Source organism: Reichenbachiella sp. MALMAid0571 (genome assembly GCF_040151475.1).
In the GTDB taxonomy this organism is placed as follows: Bacteria; Bacteroidota; Bacteroidia; order Cytophagales; family Cyclobacteriaceae; genus CAXBNB01.
The window spans coordinates 177255-193046 of the sequence record NZ_JBDKWG010000139.1; the positions used below are offsets into that span (position 1 = coordinate 177255).

The 15792-nt window shown below is 38.4% G+C and carries 15 protein-coding genes; 11 read left to right on the plus strand and 4 right to left on the minus strand.

Annotation, left to right across the window (positions count from 1 at the left end):
* Positions 1-167 precede the first annotated feature (167 nt).
* The 11 genes from AAOP42_RS15830 to AAOP42_RS15880 all read left to right on the plus strand — a co-directional run bounded on the left by AAOP42_RS15830 (position 168) and on the right by AAOP42_RS15880 (position 12913).
* Complete coding sequence (locus AAOP42_RS15830) at positions 168-1340, plus strand: mechanosensitive ion channel (protein ID WP_349529515.1); 1173 nt, start codon at positions 168-170, stop codon at positions 1338-1340.
* A 107-nt stretch (positions 1341-1447) separates the two neighbouring features.
* On the plus strand, positions 1448-1798 hold the full coding sequence (locus AAOP42_RS15835) for a DoxX family protein (RefSeq protein ID WP_349529516.1): 351 nt from the start codon (positions 1448-1450) through the stop codon (positions 1796-1798).
* 130 nt (positions 1799-1928) lie between these two features.
* A complete protein-coding gene (locus AAOP42_RS15840) occupies positions 1929-2855 on the plus strand; it encodes an SGNH/GDSL hydrolase family protein (RefSeq protein WP_349529517.1) in 927 nt (308 codons plus the stop codon).
* A gap of 280 nt (positions 2856-3135) precedes the next feature.
* Complete coding sequence (locus AAOP42_RS15845; RefSeq protein WP_349529518.1) at positions 3136-4050, plus strand: alpha/beta hydrolase; 915 nt, start codon at positions 3136-3138, stop codon at positions 4048-4050.
* 112 nt (positions 4051-4162) lie between these two features.
* On the plus strand, positions 4163-5044 hold the full coding sequence (locus AAOP42_RS15850; RefSeq protein ID WP_349529519.1) for an AraC family transcriptional regulator: 882 nt from the start codon (positions 4163-4165) through the stop codon (positions 5042-5044).
* A gap of 253 nt (positions 5045-5297) precedes the next feature.
* Positions 5298-6311, plus strand: a complete 1014-nt coding sequence (locus AAOP42_RS15855; protein ID WP_349529520.1) for a zinc-binding alcohol dehydrogenase family protein — start codon at positions 5298-5300, stop codon at positions 6309-6311.
* 37 nt (positions 6312-6348) lie between these two features.
* Complete coding sequence (locus AAOP42_RS15860; RefSeq protein ID WP_349529521.1) at positions 6349-8001, plus strand: UxaA family hydrolase; 1653 nt, start codon at positions 6349-6351, stop codon at positions 7999-8001.
* 16 nt (positions 8002-8017) lie between these two features.
* Positions 8018-9469, plus strand: coding sequence for a tagaturonate reductase (locus tag AAOP42_RS15865; protein ID WP_349529522.1), 1452 nt, complete (start codon positions 8018-8020; stop codon positions 9467-9469).
* 27 nt (positions 9470-9496) lie between these two features.
* Positions 9497-10297, plus strand: coding sequence for an SDR family oxidoreductase (locus tag AAOP42_RS15870; RefSeq protein ID WP_349529523.1), 801 nt, complete (start codon positions 9497-9499; stop codon positions 10295-10297).
* A gap of 52 nt (positions 10298-10349) precedes the next feature.
* Positions 10350-11633 carry an L-fucose:H+ symporter permease gene (gene fucP, locus AAOP42_RS15875; RefSeq protein WP_349529524.1) on the plus strand — a complete coding sequence of 428 codons (1284 nt, stop codon included), beginning with the start codon at positions 10350-10352 and terminating at the stop codon, positions 11631-11633.
* 26 nt (positions 11634-11659) lie between these two features.
* On the plus strand, positions 11660-12913 hold the full coding sequence (locus tag AAOP42_RS15880; RefSeq protein WP_349529525.1) for a DUF6786 family protein: 1254 nt from the start codon (positions 11660-11662) through the stop codon (positions 12911-12913).
* 197 nt (positions 12914-13110) lie between these two features.
* On the opposite strand, the gene AAOP42_RS15885 is transcribed toward AAOP42_RS15880, so the two are convergent.
* The 4 genes from AAOP42_RS15885 to AAOP42_RS15900 all read right to left on the minus strand — a co-directional run bounded on the left by AAOP42_RS15885 (position 13111) and on the right by AAOP42_RS15900 (position 15217).
* Entirely contained in the window at positions 13111-14007 is an 897-nt protein-coding gene (locus AAOP42_RS15885) for a DUF4231 domain-containing protein (protein ID WP_349529526.1), read from the minus strand.
* Positions 13991-14401 (minus strand): TIR domain-containing protein, encoded by a 411-nt coding sequence (locus tag AAOP42_RS15890; protein ID WP_349529527.1) that lies wholly within the window; start codon positions 14399-14401, stop codon positions 13991-13993. Before AAOP42_RS15890 ends, AAOP42_RS15885 begins: the two co-directional genes overlap by 17 nt.
* A 70-nt stretch (positions 14402-14471) precedes the next feature.
* On the minus strand, positions 14472-14654 hold the full coding sequence (locus AAOP42_RS15895; protein WP_349529528.1) for a hypothetical protein: 183 nt from the start codon (positions 14652-14654) through the stop codon (positions 14472-14474).
* A gap of 182 nt (positions 14655-14836) precedes the next feature.
* Complete coding sequence (locus tag AAOP42_RS15900) at positions 14837-15217, minus strand: hypothetical protein (RefSeq protein ID WP_349529529.1); 381 nt, start codon at positions 15215-15217, stop codon at positions 14837-14839.
* Between the last annotated feature and the right edge of the window lie 575 nt (positions 15218-15792).

Genomic DNA, 15792 nt, shown 5'->3' on the forward strand with positions numbered 1-15792 from the left:
TCCAAATAACAATTTATTAAACAATATTTATGATTTATGTTGATTTACAATTAGTTATCCCTGCCTTAGACATTGTATTGTTTGCATTATTTATTGTATTTGTTGTATTATTTGTTTATAATACATGGCCTAAATTCAATTTTCTGCTAATCTAAACTAACCAAGTCATGGCCTTTCCAGATTTCATTCAAAATTTTATAGAAAAAACAAGTACCTCCTTACCAGGAGTAGTAGGAGCTTTATTGGTTTTTGTTGTTGGGTGGTTGATTGCAGTTGTGATTAGAAAAATTGTTCATGGTTTGATGAAAAAGACCGAATGGGACGAACGTCTTTTAGGTAACACAATAGTTGACACTAATAAGTTTATAGCCAATCTGGTTTACTACTTATTTATGGTAGTCCTTTTACTCATTGTACTGGAAATGCTTGGTTTGAGTCATGTATTGGATCCTATTAAGCACATGCTGACTGAGTTTTTTGGCTTTGTTCCAAATATTGTAGCCGCTGGAGTTATCGTTTTTCTGGGCTATGTAATAGCCTTGTTTGTTTCCAATCTGGTTAAAATGGCTGGTAGTTTTATCGAGCGACTGGCAGAAAAAACTGGATATAAGGATACTGAAAAACTTATCTATCTGATTCAAAAATTGGTATTTATCGTCATTTTTATTCCATCTATTATTCAGGCGTTGAATGCCCTTGAATTGGATGCGATTACCAATCCTGCAAACAATATTTTACATACCCTGATGGATGCCGTGCCTAATATTATAGGAGCTACGTTGATTGTCATTTTTTTTGTAGTAGGTGGGAAGTTTCTTTCTTCATTTTTGGGAGAATTGTTTGGTAATATTGGCTTGGATGAGTTTGGGAAAAAGCTCAACTTATTTATGGTGAGTGATGATCATTCTTTATCAAAAATCATCGCAAATACAGTTTACTTTTTTGTGGTCTTTTTTGGAATAGTGACTGGTATTGAGATGTTAGGTTTTGAACGTTTGACGGAAATATTTCATACCATATTAAACCTGTTAGGTAGTATTCTTTTTGGATTGTTAGTGATGGTGATCGGTAATGTAGTGGCATCTACTGTGCACGGTGCGTTAATCAAAACAAATGACAATCAATATCTTGCAGGCATTGCCAGAGTTGGGATTATTGGATTGTTTCTAGCTATTGCATTGCGAACTATGGGCATTGCAAATAGTATTGTAGAACTGGCTTTTGGGCTTACTCTGGGTTCTTTGGCTGTAACTGTTGCTTTGGCTTATGGACTAGGAGGCAGGGAAGCAGCAGGCAAACACATGGAGAAAATTTTAAAGAAATTCCAAAAAGACGAATAGCAGGTTTTTCTTGTTGAAAGGAAAAACTTGCATTTCTACAACTTTGAAAAGGGTAGTATTCGAACATGTCATAAGGAATTCCTGACCATAATGCTTATTATAGCAATATGAAAGAAGTGAGCTTATATGTTATGGCAGTGCTGTACATCATGGCAGGGATCAACCATTTTGCCAAACCCAAATTTTACCTGCGTATTATACCGCCATGCATCCCATGGCACAAAGCGATGAATTATATCAGTGGAACCGCAGAGATATTTTTAGGTGTACTATTATTCTATCCGCCATATTCATCTTTAGCAGCCTGGGGTATTATTGCATTGCTCATTGCCGTTTTTCCAGCCAATATTTATCACCTGACTTCTGCTAAACCCGGTAGGGGTATTCCTATTTGGATTTTGTATCTCAGAATCCCCCTTCAGGGTGTTCTGATATTATGGGCTTGGTGGTACACCTGAAAATGGTAATTTACGTTCGTAACCATTTGATCACCACTTTATTCCTTTATTGATTACTAATGTGCAATGAAATTGGAATGAATTATGCTGGAAAGCCTGAAATCGTAAAATAAAAATTCAATAATAAACTATGAGACATGTTATTCTTATCCTGACTATCCTATTGGGCATTAAATTTACCGGAACCGCTCAGGATGACTACAAAATCCCTGAAAACACAAAGAAGATTTTGTTTTTGGGAAATAGTATCACTTACGCTGGAAGTTACGTGTCTTATATTGAAGCATACCTAACCCTTCGTTATCCCGAAAAACATTACGAGTTTATTAATGTAGGCCTGCCTAGTGAGACCGTGTCAGGTCTTTCCGAACCCAATCATGCAGGAGGAAAGTTTCCTCGTCCTGATTTGCACGAAAGGTTACAGCGGGTTTTGGATCAAACCAAACCTGATTTGGTTTTCGCAAACTATGGAATGAACGATGGTATTTATTTGCCATTCGATGATTCTCGTTTTCAAAAATACAGAGATGGGTTAAACTGGCTCAATGAGCAGGTGACGAATGCAGGTGTATCCATCGTTTATTCAACTCCACCGATCTTCGACGAACGAAAAGGCGCAGCTTACGCCAATGTGCTTGACATCTATTCTGACTGGCTGATAAGTTGTCGCTATACTCAAAATTGGGATGTGGTAGATTTGCACTGGCCAATGAGAAAATATCTGGAAGATCAGCGATTGACAGATTCTACATTTGTCTTTGCAAATGATGGAGTACATCCAAACAAATTGGGGCATTGGGTGATGGCGAAACAGGTGCTGTTGTTTCTTGGAGAACAAGATTTAATTAATGTTGAAGATGCCGAAAGTGCTATGTCTTCTATGTCCAATGGAGTGGCAGTTTTGAAATTGGTGGAAGAAAGACAGGCTATGATGAAAGATGCTTGGCTGACAAAGACGGGGCATGAAAGACCCGGTATGAAAACAGGATTGCCTATGAAAGAGGCGAAGAAAAAGGCTGCTGAAATAGAAGGTCAAATTCGGCTTTTATTGAAATGATGTAGCAATACTCAATTTGTTGTTGATAGAAATCAAATTGGAAAGAGAGTTGAAACAGGTCAAACTCATTTAAAAATTCTTAATATCCCCAGACGAGTTCTGGGGTCTGTTAGAGTTGACTGTAATTTCAAGGGATACCGTGACTGGTACGGTAAGTAGGTTTTTGTTTTTAAATGAGTTTTGACCTGAGCTAAGAAATAAAGAAAATGAAAGTTGTAGTAATTAATATTACATTTGTTTTCATTCAACTTCTATTACAAACTATACCCCATACAAAAATATGAAATTCAGTATCACTTTAGTAGCTATTTTTATGACCATTAGTTTGCAGGCTCAGGACTTTGTGTTGCCGCTTTGGGAAAATGAAATACCCAATTCTCAAAAAACGAATGAAGAAGAGGCAAGTGTAGAGACAGATATTGTCAGGATTTCTAAAGTACAAAATCCAACCATTGAGGTTTATTTGCCTTCGAAAAAAACAGCAACCGGGCAGGCAGTAGTGATCTGTCCCGGAGGAGGATATGCTATTTTGGCTTATGATTGGGAAGGAACCGATGTAGCCAGGTGGTTGAATTCACAAGGCATAGCAGGTATAGTCTTGAAATACCGTTTGCCAAATTCAAAATCGAACGTAGTGTCTTATAAATCGCCTTTGATGGATGCTCAAAAGGCCATGAGGCTGGTGCGATACAATGCAGAAAAATGGAATATCAATAAAGAAGAAGTGGGGGTTATGGGATTTTCTGCCGGAGGACATCTCGCATCAACTTTGGGGACACATTTTGACGAGAAATTAAACGAATCAAAAGATTTGGTGAATTATATCAGTGCCAGACCCGACTTCATGGTGTTGATGTATCCTGTGATCACAATGACAGAACCGTATGTGCACAAAGGATCTAGAAATAACCTGTTGGGTCCGGAACCTTCTAACGAATTGATCAATCATTTCTCTAATGAGTTGCAGGTAAAACAAAATACACCTCCAACCTTCATCGTGCATTCCGGAGATGACAAAGGAGTGCCTATTGAAAACAGCCTTATGTTTTATAAAGCCTTGAGAGAAAAAGATATTCCCGTTGAGATGCACTTTTTCCCTACAGGAGGACATGGCTACTCCATGGCTCAAAAGAACGAATCGCTAAGGTCTTGGCCAGATTTGCTCACTGTTTGGTTGCGTGGATTAAATCAATAAATAATTACCAGACGGACTGAAATGTAGCCATTCAATTTGTGTGATTTTTTTGTTCAACAAAATAAGGATAAACATAGTACTTTAACTATTTCGATTAGACTGCTGCCACAATATGAAGCCCTATTTTATAGATAAAAGCAATCTTTCCAACAGATCCTTTTCATTTGATTACCACAAATTACCCCATTACCTAAAGGTATGGCACTACCATCCTGAACTTGAATTGGTTATCCAAAAGAAGAGCATAGGCACTCGTTTTATAGGTGATAACATATCGAAATACAAACCCGGTGAAATGATCTTGTTGGGTAAAAACCTGCCCCACATGTGGTTGTGTGATGATGTCTATTTTGAAAAAGATTCGAAACTAACGGCTGAAGCTTATGTGATTCATTTCAGAGAAGATTTTGCCGGAAAAGAGTTTTTCCAAATGCCTGAAATGGCTGCCATAAAGGGACTGCTCACAAGGTCTGTACAGGGAATCAATTTTTTGGGAAAAAGCAAGGAGCTCATTTTTGACTTAATCAAAAAACTTGAGCAGAGTGACGATTTTGAAAGGGTGATAAACCTGATGAATATATTGAAATTGCTTGCCGAAGAAACCGACTATGAGTTGCTTTCCAGTGAAGGTTTTTTAAACGATTTTAAACAGACAGACAAAAGACAACTGGATGGCGTGTATCATTTTGTGATGCAGAACTTTACAAAACAGATAAAACTGGATGAAATAGCAGGCATTGTGAACATGACGGCTTCTTCATTTAGCCGGTATTTCAAACGGATAAACAGCAAGACATTTTCTCAGTATGTAAGCGAAATACGCGTGGGTTATGCATGCAGGTTGTTAATAGAAAATAAATATCAAATTGCCAGGGTTTGCTACGAGTCCGGTTTCAATAACCTGTCAAACTTTAACAGGCAGTTCAAGTCAATTATGAAATGTTCTCCCTCAGAATATGTCCGCAAGCATGTGTCAAATAAGCTCAGTAAGTAGTCACAATCAGGATAGAGTGCAAGTCAATCCAATTTTCATTAATGTGATATTGGTTCTTATTGGTTCTATTTATTCTCAATATGCATATTAATGACTTATATAGATAAAATAGTATCAGTGTGAGTGTTTATATTGGTAGTTGGGAATTGGTCTATAAGCCATCTTTGCGTGATTTATAAAATAGACAGTGATGTTGGGTAAGACGTGTTGACACAACTGCCTTTTACAAAATAGATATTAATAGAAAAAATAAATGAAATACATAGTTTGTGAAAAACCGGGTCAATTTCTATTGAAAGAAAAACAAGCCCCGGAACGAAAAAGTGGTGAAGCATTATTGAAAGTGAAAAAAGTTGGGATTTGCGGTACTGATCTTCATGCCTATGCAGGAAATCAGGCTTTTTTCACATACCCAAGAATATTGGGACATGAGTTGGCTACCCAAATCGTTGAAATTGATGAGAACGATAAAGGACTAAAGGCAGGAGACAATGTGATTGTGATGCCTTATGTGAGTTGTCAAAAATGCATTGCTTGCCGTAATGGCAAAGCCAATTGCTGTACCAATATTTCCGTACTTGGTATTCATGGAGATGGAGGTATGCAGGAGTTGATTTCAGTACCGGAAAACATATTGTTGCCAGCCGGAAATTTGTCTGATGATGAAATGGCAATTGTGGAGCCACTGGCTATTGGTGCACATGCGATCAGGCGAGCCAATGTTCAGGCAGGGGAAACGGTTGTGGTTATTGGTTGTGGGCCGATAGGTATTGGTATGATGAAACTGGCTCAGTTGGCTGCTGCAAAAGTGATAGCAATGGACATGAATGAATCAAGACTAGAATATGCTAAAAACGAAATAGGTGTTGATTATACCGTAAATGTAGGTGGAGATCCTGTGAAAGAAGTAAGTGATATTACCAATGGAGATTTAGCCACGGCGGTGTTTGATGCTACCGGGCATAAAGGAGCTTTGGAGGCAGGCCCGCAGTACATGTCTCACGGAGGAAGGTATGTTTTGGTGGGACTTTCAAAAGGCGAACTTACATTTACCCATCCTGCCATTCATGCAAAAGAATCCACCATTATGTGCAGCAGAAATGCTACCTTCGAAGATTTTAGAAATGTAATTAAAGTGTTGGAAGGTGGTCAATTTCCAGTTACTTCTTTTATCACACACAATGTTGATTTCACTGAGATGATTGATAATTTTGACAGTTGGCTCAAACCGGAAACAGGAGTCATTAAAGCAACAGTGAATTTTTAGATTAGAATAAGATACATACACAATAAGAAATAAGAACATGTCAAAAAGTTTTATACAAATCCATCCTGATGACAACATCATAGCTGCATTGAAAGATTTACATGCGGGAGAAGAATATGATGTCAATGGAACAAAAGTAACCTTGAAGCAGGATGTGCAGGCGAAGCATAAATTTTCACTTCACGATTTCAAAGTTGGTGATGAAATAATCATGTACGGCGTATTGATTGGAGAGGCTGTAAAGCCTATTGAACAGGGTATGGCCATTACCATTGATAATGTGGTGCACGCATCAACAGAGTATTCAGATCAGAATTCTAAGTTTGAATGGACTGCTCCTGATGTAAGCAAATGGAAAGGCAGGACTTTCAATGGTTACCATCGAGCAGATGGTACTGTGGGTACTGCCAATTACTGGTTGGTTTTTCCTCTTGTTTTTTGTGAAAACAGAAATATAGAAGTGCTGCAATCAGCTCTTTCTGAGTCGTTGGGATATACTACCAAAAAAGACTTTACAGTTGACACACAAACGTTAATCAATCAGTACAAGTCTGGGGCGACAAGTGAGTCACTTCTTACTACTCAGATCACCACCACTGTGGAGGAAATGTCTAAGAAAAGAGTGTTTCCAAATATTGATGGGATCAAATTCCTGAAGCATGAAGGTGGGTGTGGCGGTACAAGACAAGATGCTGAGGCATTGTGCCATTTATTGGCTGGGTACGCTACCAATCCAAATGTTGCCGGGATAACGGTTTTGAGTCTTGGTTGTCAAAATGCTGAGTACAGAATCATGGAAGAGACGATTAAAAAGAATGATCCAAACTTTTCCAAGCCACTTTACCTGATGGTACAACAAGACAGTGCCAATGAAAGGGCTTTTATCGAAGATGCTGTTAAACGTACTTTTGTTGGGTTGACAGAAGCGAATAAAATTGAAAGGAAGCCTGCGCCATTGAGCAAATTGATTATGGGACTGGAGTGTGGTGGTTCAGATGGGTTTTCTGGTATTTCTGCCAACCCTTCTCTTGGTTATGCTTCGGATTTGTTGGCGGCATTAGGAGGAACTCCGGTATTGTCAGAGTTTCCGGAATTGAACGGAGTAGAGCAGGAACTTATTAACCGTTGTGTTAAAAAAGAAGATGCACAGAGGTTTGCTTCCATTATGAAAGTATATGGAGACAGGGCAATTGCTTTGGGCTCTGGGTTTAAAAACAACCCTTCTCCGGGAAATATAAAAGACGGATTGATTACCGATGCAATGAAATCTGCAGGAGCAGCCAAAAAAGGTGGTACGTCACCGATTACTGATGTATTGGATTACACGGAAAAAATAAAAACGCCAGGTTTGAATCTGCTATGTACACCGGGCAATGACGTAGAAAGTACTACCGGACTTGCCGGGTCTGGAGTCAATGTGATATTGTTTACCACGGGATTGGGCACGCCCACAGGCAATCCCATTGTGCCTGTTATTAAGATTTCCAGCAATCATAAATTGACAGAGAAAATGAAGGATGTGATTGACATCAACACGGGAGATGTAATCAGTGGTGAAAAGACCATCGAAGAAATGGGAGAAGAAATATTGGAGTTTGTAATCAAAGTGGCTAGTGGGGAAGTAATGACAAAATCCGTGAAGTTGGCTCAGGATGATTTTATTCCTTGGAAAAGAGGTATCTCACTATAAAAATCACTTTAAAACCATGTCAGAATTACAAAATTTAAATAGATCACTTGTTGTTACTCCTTCTTATCCTGAAAGGATTTTGCAATTTGGAGAAGGAAATTTCCTGAGAGCATTTGCCAATTGGATGATTCACAAAATGAACAAGGAAGCTGGTTTTGATGCCGGAGTAGTGGCGGTACAACCCATCGACCAAGGTCTTGTCAAAATGCTCAATGATCAGGATGGATTATATACGCTTTACCTCAATGGTATAAAAAATGGAGAGGTTATTAGCGAGCACGAGGTAATAGATTGTATTCAAAGAGGGTTGAATCCTTATACAGATTACGAAGAATATTTGGCAATTGCTGACAATTCCGATTTGCGGTTTGTCATCTCAAATACTACTGAGGCAGGAATCAGCTACAATGAAGGTGATAAGCTGGAAGATGCTCCAGCCAAAAGTTTTCCTGCCAAGCTTACAGCACTGTTGTTTAAGAGGTTTGAAACGTTTAATGGAGACCCTTCCAAAGGACTGATTTTTATTCCTTGCGAATTGATTGACAGAAACGGAGACAATCTCCGTCGGATCATATTGCAGTACGCTCATGAATGGAATCTGGAGAATGATTTTACCACCTGGTTAGAAAATGACAATATCTTTTGCAACACGCTGGTAGATAGGATTGTGCCAGGGTATCCCAAATCCAAAATCGATGAAATAACAAAAGAATTGGGCTATAAAGACAATCTTGTAGTAGAGGGGGAGCAGTTTCATTTATGGGTAATCGAAGGGCCTGAAAGCGTAAAAGACGAATTTCCTTCGGAATCTATAGGACTCAATGTGGTATTTACCGACAATATGGAGCCATATAGAACCAGAAAAGTGAGGATACTCAATGGAGCACACACATCGATGGTGCCTGTAGCCTATTTGTATGGAATCGAAACTGTAAGGGAATCTGTGGAGGATGAGGTGATTGGCCAGTATATCAAAGATGTGATCTTCAATGAAATTTGCCCGACACTGGATTTACCAGAGGCAGAGCTGAATTCATTTGCCAACGATGTACTCGATAGATTCAAAAACCCTTATTTGGTGCATGCCTTAATGAGCATTTCACTCAATTCAATTTCAAAATTTAAAACCAGGGTACTGCCTTCCATTTTAGAGTTTCAAAAAAGAAAGAATGCATTACCTGAAAAGTTGGTTTTGTCTTTTGCTGCACTGATAGCCTTTTATAAAGGAGAAGTCAATGGAAAAACAATTGCTTTGAACGATGATAAGGAAGTGCTTGAGTTTTTCAAAACGGCATGGTCGGAGTACAATGGATCGGAAGATTCATTGAAAACACTTGCCACAACTGTTTTGTCAAACGCTGACTTTTGGGGACAAGATCTAACGGAAATTGCAGGATTTACAGAAGACTTAGCTCGAAATATTGGAGTAATATTAAATGGAGGAATGAAGGCTGCTTTATCAGAGTAGTTAGCCTTTACAATAATTGATTAAGCTATGAATTTAAACTTAAGAAATAAGGTTGTTGTTATATCTGGTGCTGCTGGTCTTAAAGGAAGTATAGGTGAAACTATACTTCAGGCTTTAGCTTCGGAAGGGGCTATACCAGCTATTATTGACAGGAATGATAGAGGATTTGAATACGTAGAAGAGCTCCAGAGTAAAGGCATTGATGCCTATTTTGCTAAAACAGACGTGACTGACCCTGATCAAGTGAAGAAGGCAGTGGGTAGTATAGTTGAAAAATATAACAGAATCGATGCAGTTATAAATAATGTAGGGGTGAATGATGGTATCGGATTGAATGGTTCTTACGAAGAATTTGTGTATTCACTCAAATTAAATTTGGCTAGTTATTTTGTTATAGTCAAAAATGCTTTACCAAAACTTAAAGAATCCAAAGGGAATATATTGAATATTGGTTCAAAAGTGGGCTACACAGGTCAGGGTAATACTTCTGGCTATGCAGCAGCAAAAGGAGGAGTGTTGGCACTTACTCGAGAATGGGCTGTAGATTTGATCAATGATGGGATCAGGTCAAACTGTATCATCATTGCTGAAAGTTGGACTCCAGCGTATGACAACTGGATCAAAACGATGAAGAACGGGAAGGGAAAGTTGAAAGATATTGTATCAAAAATTCCATTAGGAAATAGGATGACCACTCCTCAGGAAATAGCAAACAATGCTTTGTTTCTTATTTCAGATGTTTCATCACATACTACTGGACAGCATGTGTTTGTAGACGGGGGATATGTGCATTTAGATAGAGCCCTACTTAAAGAAAAAGACGAATAATTACTATTTTACGAAACTATATCAACCAAATACTTCACTTATACCTATCACCATGAAAAAGATACCTGTTGTACCTAAGGAATTGTTAGTTCCTTTTGTATTGATTACTTTTTGTTTTGCTCTTTGGGGTTTTGCTAATGACATTACCAATCCGCTTGTCAAGGCTTTTGGTACTATTTTTAACCAGGGTGCATTTGTCAGCTCATTTGTGCAGTTTGCCTTTTACGGAGGCTATTGTTTCATGGCTATTCCTGCGGCGTTGTTCATCAAAAAGTATTCTTATAAATCAGGTATTCTCGTAGGGCTGGCATTGTATGCCACCGGCGGACTATTGTTTATTCCGGCTAGTTTAATGGGGCTGTTCTGGCCTTTTTGTGCTGCATTTTTCATCATGACTTGTGGATTGAGTTTTCTTGAAACCAGCGCTAATCCTTACATTCTGTCTATGGGAGATGAGGAAACAGCCACTCAGCGACTGAATCTGGCTCAGGCTTTTAACCCAATGGGTACACTCATAGGAATTTTTGTGGCCAAAGATTTTATTCTGGCGAAATTAAATGGGATGAGTTCTACTGAACGTGCTGCTTTGCCATTGGATGAATTTGAAGCTATCAAGATGGCGGATCTGGCGATTGTGAGGGCTCCCTATGTAGCTATTTGTATAGTACTTGTGATAGTCTTTGTGATGATTCTGTTTAAGAAAATGCCACAAAGTGAAACAGACAACCATCAGTTGAATCTTGGAGATACGCTGAAGCGACTTTTTATCAATATAAGGTATCGTGAAGGAGTATTGGCACAAGCCTTTTATGTAGGTGCACAAATTACCGTGTGGACGTTTACTATTCACTATGGTACGCAAGTACTGATGGACGAAGGAATGACCGAATCCAAAGCGGCTACAGAGTCCGTTTCGTTCAACTTTTACGCTTCTTGTTTGTTTCTGGTAAGTCGTTTCATTTGTACCTTTCTTTTGAAATACCTGAAACCCGGATCATTGTTAATGTATTTGGCAATAGGAGCAGTGTTATTGGTATTTCCGGTAATGTTTGCAGGTGGCAGGTTTGGTTTGTATTCACTCATTGGCATATCTGGTTGTATGTCACTGATGTTCCCGACCATTTATGGTATTGCATTGAGAGGAGTGGGTGATGATGCCAAAATAGGTGCTGCAGGGCTGGTGTTTGCCATAGCAGGAGGTTCTATACTTCCTCCGGTTCAGGGACTGTTGGTTGACAATTGGACATTGAATATGTCTTTTCTAATGCCGATGGTGTGCTTTATGTTCGTAGCATTATACGGCTATAGAGTCCATTATAAGTATGGAGAATCGTAAGTCTTTCTTAATTTAAATAAGAAACAATGAGGCTGTCTTATCACCTAATTACTACTCTTTTGATTGTAGCCGTTTTAACTGGTTGTAAAACAAAAAAGACAGAGGAAAACAAATCTGAAGTGAAGATGGAAAATGATGTAAAAGGTACATTTGGTTATGATCTGGAACTTTTAAAAGACCATAAAAAAGTCATTGTGTTAAAAAGCAAAGACGGCATGGCTCAGGTAGCTGTTTGTCCTGAGTACCAGGGAAGGATTATGACCAGCACAGCAGAAGGAACTGGTGGGTATAGTTTTGGCTGGTTGAACCACGAACTGATCAAATCAGGAGAAGTATTGGAGCACTTCAATCCCATAGGTGGAGAGGAGCGGTTTTGGTTGGGGCCAGAAGGAGGTCAGTTCTCCATATTTTTCAAACCGGAAAGCAGTTTTGATTTTGCAAATTGGTATGTGCCAAAAGAAATAGACACAGAGTCGTTCAATACAATAAATACCACTGAGTCAGAAGTCAGTTTTGAGAAGGACATGGCTCTTGTCAATTATTCCAATACAAAATTTGACCTCAGTGTCAAGAGAACAGTAAGGCTGTTGGATAGGGGGCAGGTTAGCGACAATTTAAATGCGGCTATTTCCGACGAACTGAAACTGGTTGGCTTTGAGTCTGAAAACACCATCACCAACAAGGGCGAAAATGCCTGGACAAAAGAATCAGGGATGTTGTCTGTTTGGATTTTGAGCATGCTGAACCCATCACCGGAAACTACTGTGGTGGTGCCATTCAAAACCGGAGATGAGTCGGAGTTGGGTAAAATAGTGACGGATGATTATTTTGGTAAAGTGCCATCAGACCGACTTGTAGTGAAAGATGGGGTGATCCTCTTCAAAGCCGATGGGAAGAAAAGAGGTAAAATAGGAGTTTCTCCAAAACGGGCATTACCGATTTTGGGCAGCTATGATGCTCAAAATGAAGTTTTGACTGTAGCGCAGTTTACCCTAAAGGAAAATGCGATGGACTATGTCAACTCCATGTGGGAAATACAGGATCATCCTTTCGTAGGCGATGCAGTCAATTCCTATAATGACGGGCCACTGGAAGATGGAGAGCAAATGGGGCCATTTTATGAGATTGAAAGTTCGTCACCAGCTGCCGCTTTGCAATCGGGAGAAAGTCTGACACATACCCACCGCACCTATCACTTTAAAGGAAATAAGAGTGAACTCAGTTCATTAGCCGTTTCCTTGTTTGGTGTGGATTTAGCCACCATTACTACAGGAATTTAAACTGCTATATCCACCTCTGTTGACTTCTTCTCTGGTCTTAACGTCTCGTTGAGACTGGTGTGGGAATGCCTGTTTCAAAAACAGAATTAATGCATTAGATTTGAGAAAAGTATAGCGCATATATAACGCACACAGTGCGCTATGCTCAATGTTATATGCAAGCAGCACATGCCGATAAGTAGTTCGCAATGGATATTTTAACTATCCTTTCTAGCAATCCATTGAGTATGTTCTCTAGAAAAAGCATTCTCTGCATCTTTAACAAAATCTGAAAATTGCTCTTCAGATCGAATGGATTCGCTTTCTCCTTTTACAATTCCAATTTCATGAGCCGTAAGGGAATAGGCTGTTGTTAAATCTTGATATTTCTTTACCTGTATCCAGGTTATTATGCCTCCTGCAATAACTATAAGAGATTCAGTGGGAAATATTCTATCTGGAAATTTAATTTGAATCAAGAGTAAAGTAATTATCGCCACATGAACAACTATCAAAAATATGAACCACCTTTTTGAAACTCTTCTGTTTATTCCTGCTTTATTAGCATACCAGTTCCTTTGATTATCAATCCGCTCTCTTTTATAAATTTCAATTCTTTCATCGAGACTCAATGCTCGGATAAGATTCATCTTTTCGGATATTATATCTTTTGTGCTATTTTGATCTCCTAAATGTACCCCTAAATTCATATTCTGTTTTAGAATTTCCCTCAAGTCGTTTCTTAAAGATGCTCTAACAACCTGAACATTTTCAGCATCAAAATATGGTTCTGCTCGCATCATGTACCTCCATGCACGTGTTTTAACTGATTCAGCAACCGCTCTCCCGTTGTACCAAATTCTATCAAATCTCTTAACTGATTGGAATATTGTTAAACTGAGTGTTCCCAGGAACACTAAGGCTCCAATTATTGCCCATACACTATTTTTATCTGCATAGATAGTAAGTACAGACCCTAAAAAAAGCAATATCAGATAGCTTCTTATAACTGTAAGATGATTATTCTGAGCTTCCAATGATGCATTATTTGCAGATTGGTAAAGGCTAGGATAATCTTCTGAGGATATTTTTATTTCGTTAGATTGAGTAGTCACGAATTGCTTTAACTATTGAACTAGTATTCCAACCCACAATAATATTGGCAGCATTCTGAACAGCCAATGGCATCCGTTGAGATCCCCAAGGCTGCACACCAATAATCGGTTTCCTCAAACTCTTAGCAAAGTCAATTTCAAATTGAATCCAACTACTATAAGAAACATAAACTCCACCAAGGATTATCACGCATTCAACCGGACGGATTTGCTGTTTTATCTGATCTTCCAATTGTGATGTACTCATTTTATCAAAGGCTTTATCTATGGGCACGCTATAATTTGAATAAATGAAATTTGGAGCATCATTCAGGAATTGGATCATACGATCATAACCTTCATGCCTGTGCCATGCATGACTAATAAAAAGTCGATATCTGTGTAATTCGGGCATAATATTAAATTTTAGTAGCAATTAAATTATCAAAATAATAAAAGGGGGCATTTCCACCCCCTCATTTTCTCTAGGCATACCTGATTAATTTCCAAGTAACAGCTTTACCTGCATATGGTGGCATCCTATTTCCTTTAGCTATCGGAGCAGTAGTGGATGGATAACCAACAACTTCCCAAACTCCGCTTTCTGGACAATTCTCTCCAGTTTTAGCTAAAGTACCAATTGGCTTTCTAACACTTGTAGTGTACATAGCAATCAATATTTAAGGTATGTCCCTATTTGGACAACGGAGGGATATATTGCCGCCTTGAAGATTGCTTATCTAGGTAATTTCAGCTACTTTAGTATTTCCAATATTAAAAACTGAAATGGTCAGGCCTAATCTTCAAAACCAAGGGTCTGACCTTTCTATTTCTAGAAAGACCTATTTCTTTAATTTTTATTTCTCTTCTTTTCTCTTTTTATCAACTTATACATTTTCACACCTTCATATTCAAAATCTACTATATCGTAGATTATTGTTTTTGCCCTATAGTCTATTCCCATCTTATCAAACAATGCCTTTGTATTAGCATAATAATACTCGCCTGCCCTGCTTATTTTAAATGCTTCCTCCTTAACACCGTCTTCAACTGACATATATAAATTATCATCCTCACTATCTTCTTCATTAACTCCTATCATCACACTTTTACCTGTAGATAACCCTAACTTATCAATAGCAGTACTCGAAAATCCTAACTTTCCAGACTTATGAATACTACATTTAATATTCCTATCTATTTCATCTGCTTTAAAAAAGTTTATTTTCATTTCAGTCTAAATTATGGAGTCTTCACAAAGGTACCATAACTTTTTAATAAACAAATAAAATATATTTAATTTTTTATTCTCTTGTGTGCTCTCTTAAACATCCACCATGAATTGTCTGCATATAACAGATGCTAAGCTCCATAGACTGACTTAGCTATTTGCAAAAGACAGTGCTAAAAGATACTTTTAAAGATATTTGACAGGATAAGCCTACGGAGCTTAGCTAGACGATATCAATACTGCATGAGAAAAGGCATGCTAATTCTTCTAACATATAACTTTTTAATCGGCTGTCAAGCTCAAACTGATGAAGTCAATAGACAGTTTCTTGAAATGTTTGTCTCTGATTATTCTTCACACTGGTCTCCACACCAGTCTTAACGTCTCGTTGAGACCTAAAGATTGCAAATGATCAAGAATGAGTCTTAGTGAGACACTAAGACTAGGTAAGGTGGTACGTCATTTCTGCGCAGGCAGAAATCTCATAAAGACACTTCCGCCAGTGAGTTTGGTATATGCGTTTTGTTTAGTTTTTATAAAGCCTGATTTGAGCTATTACTAGACATTGAGTACCT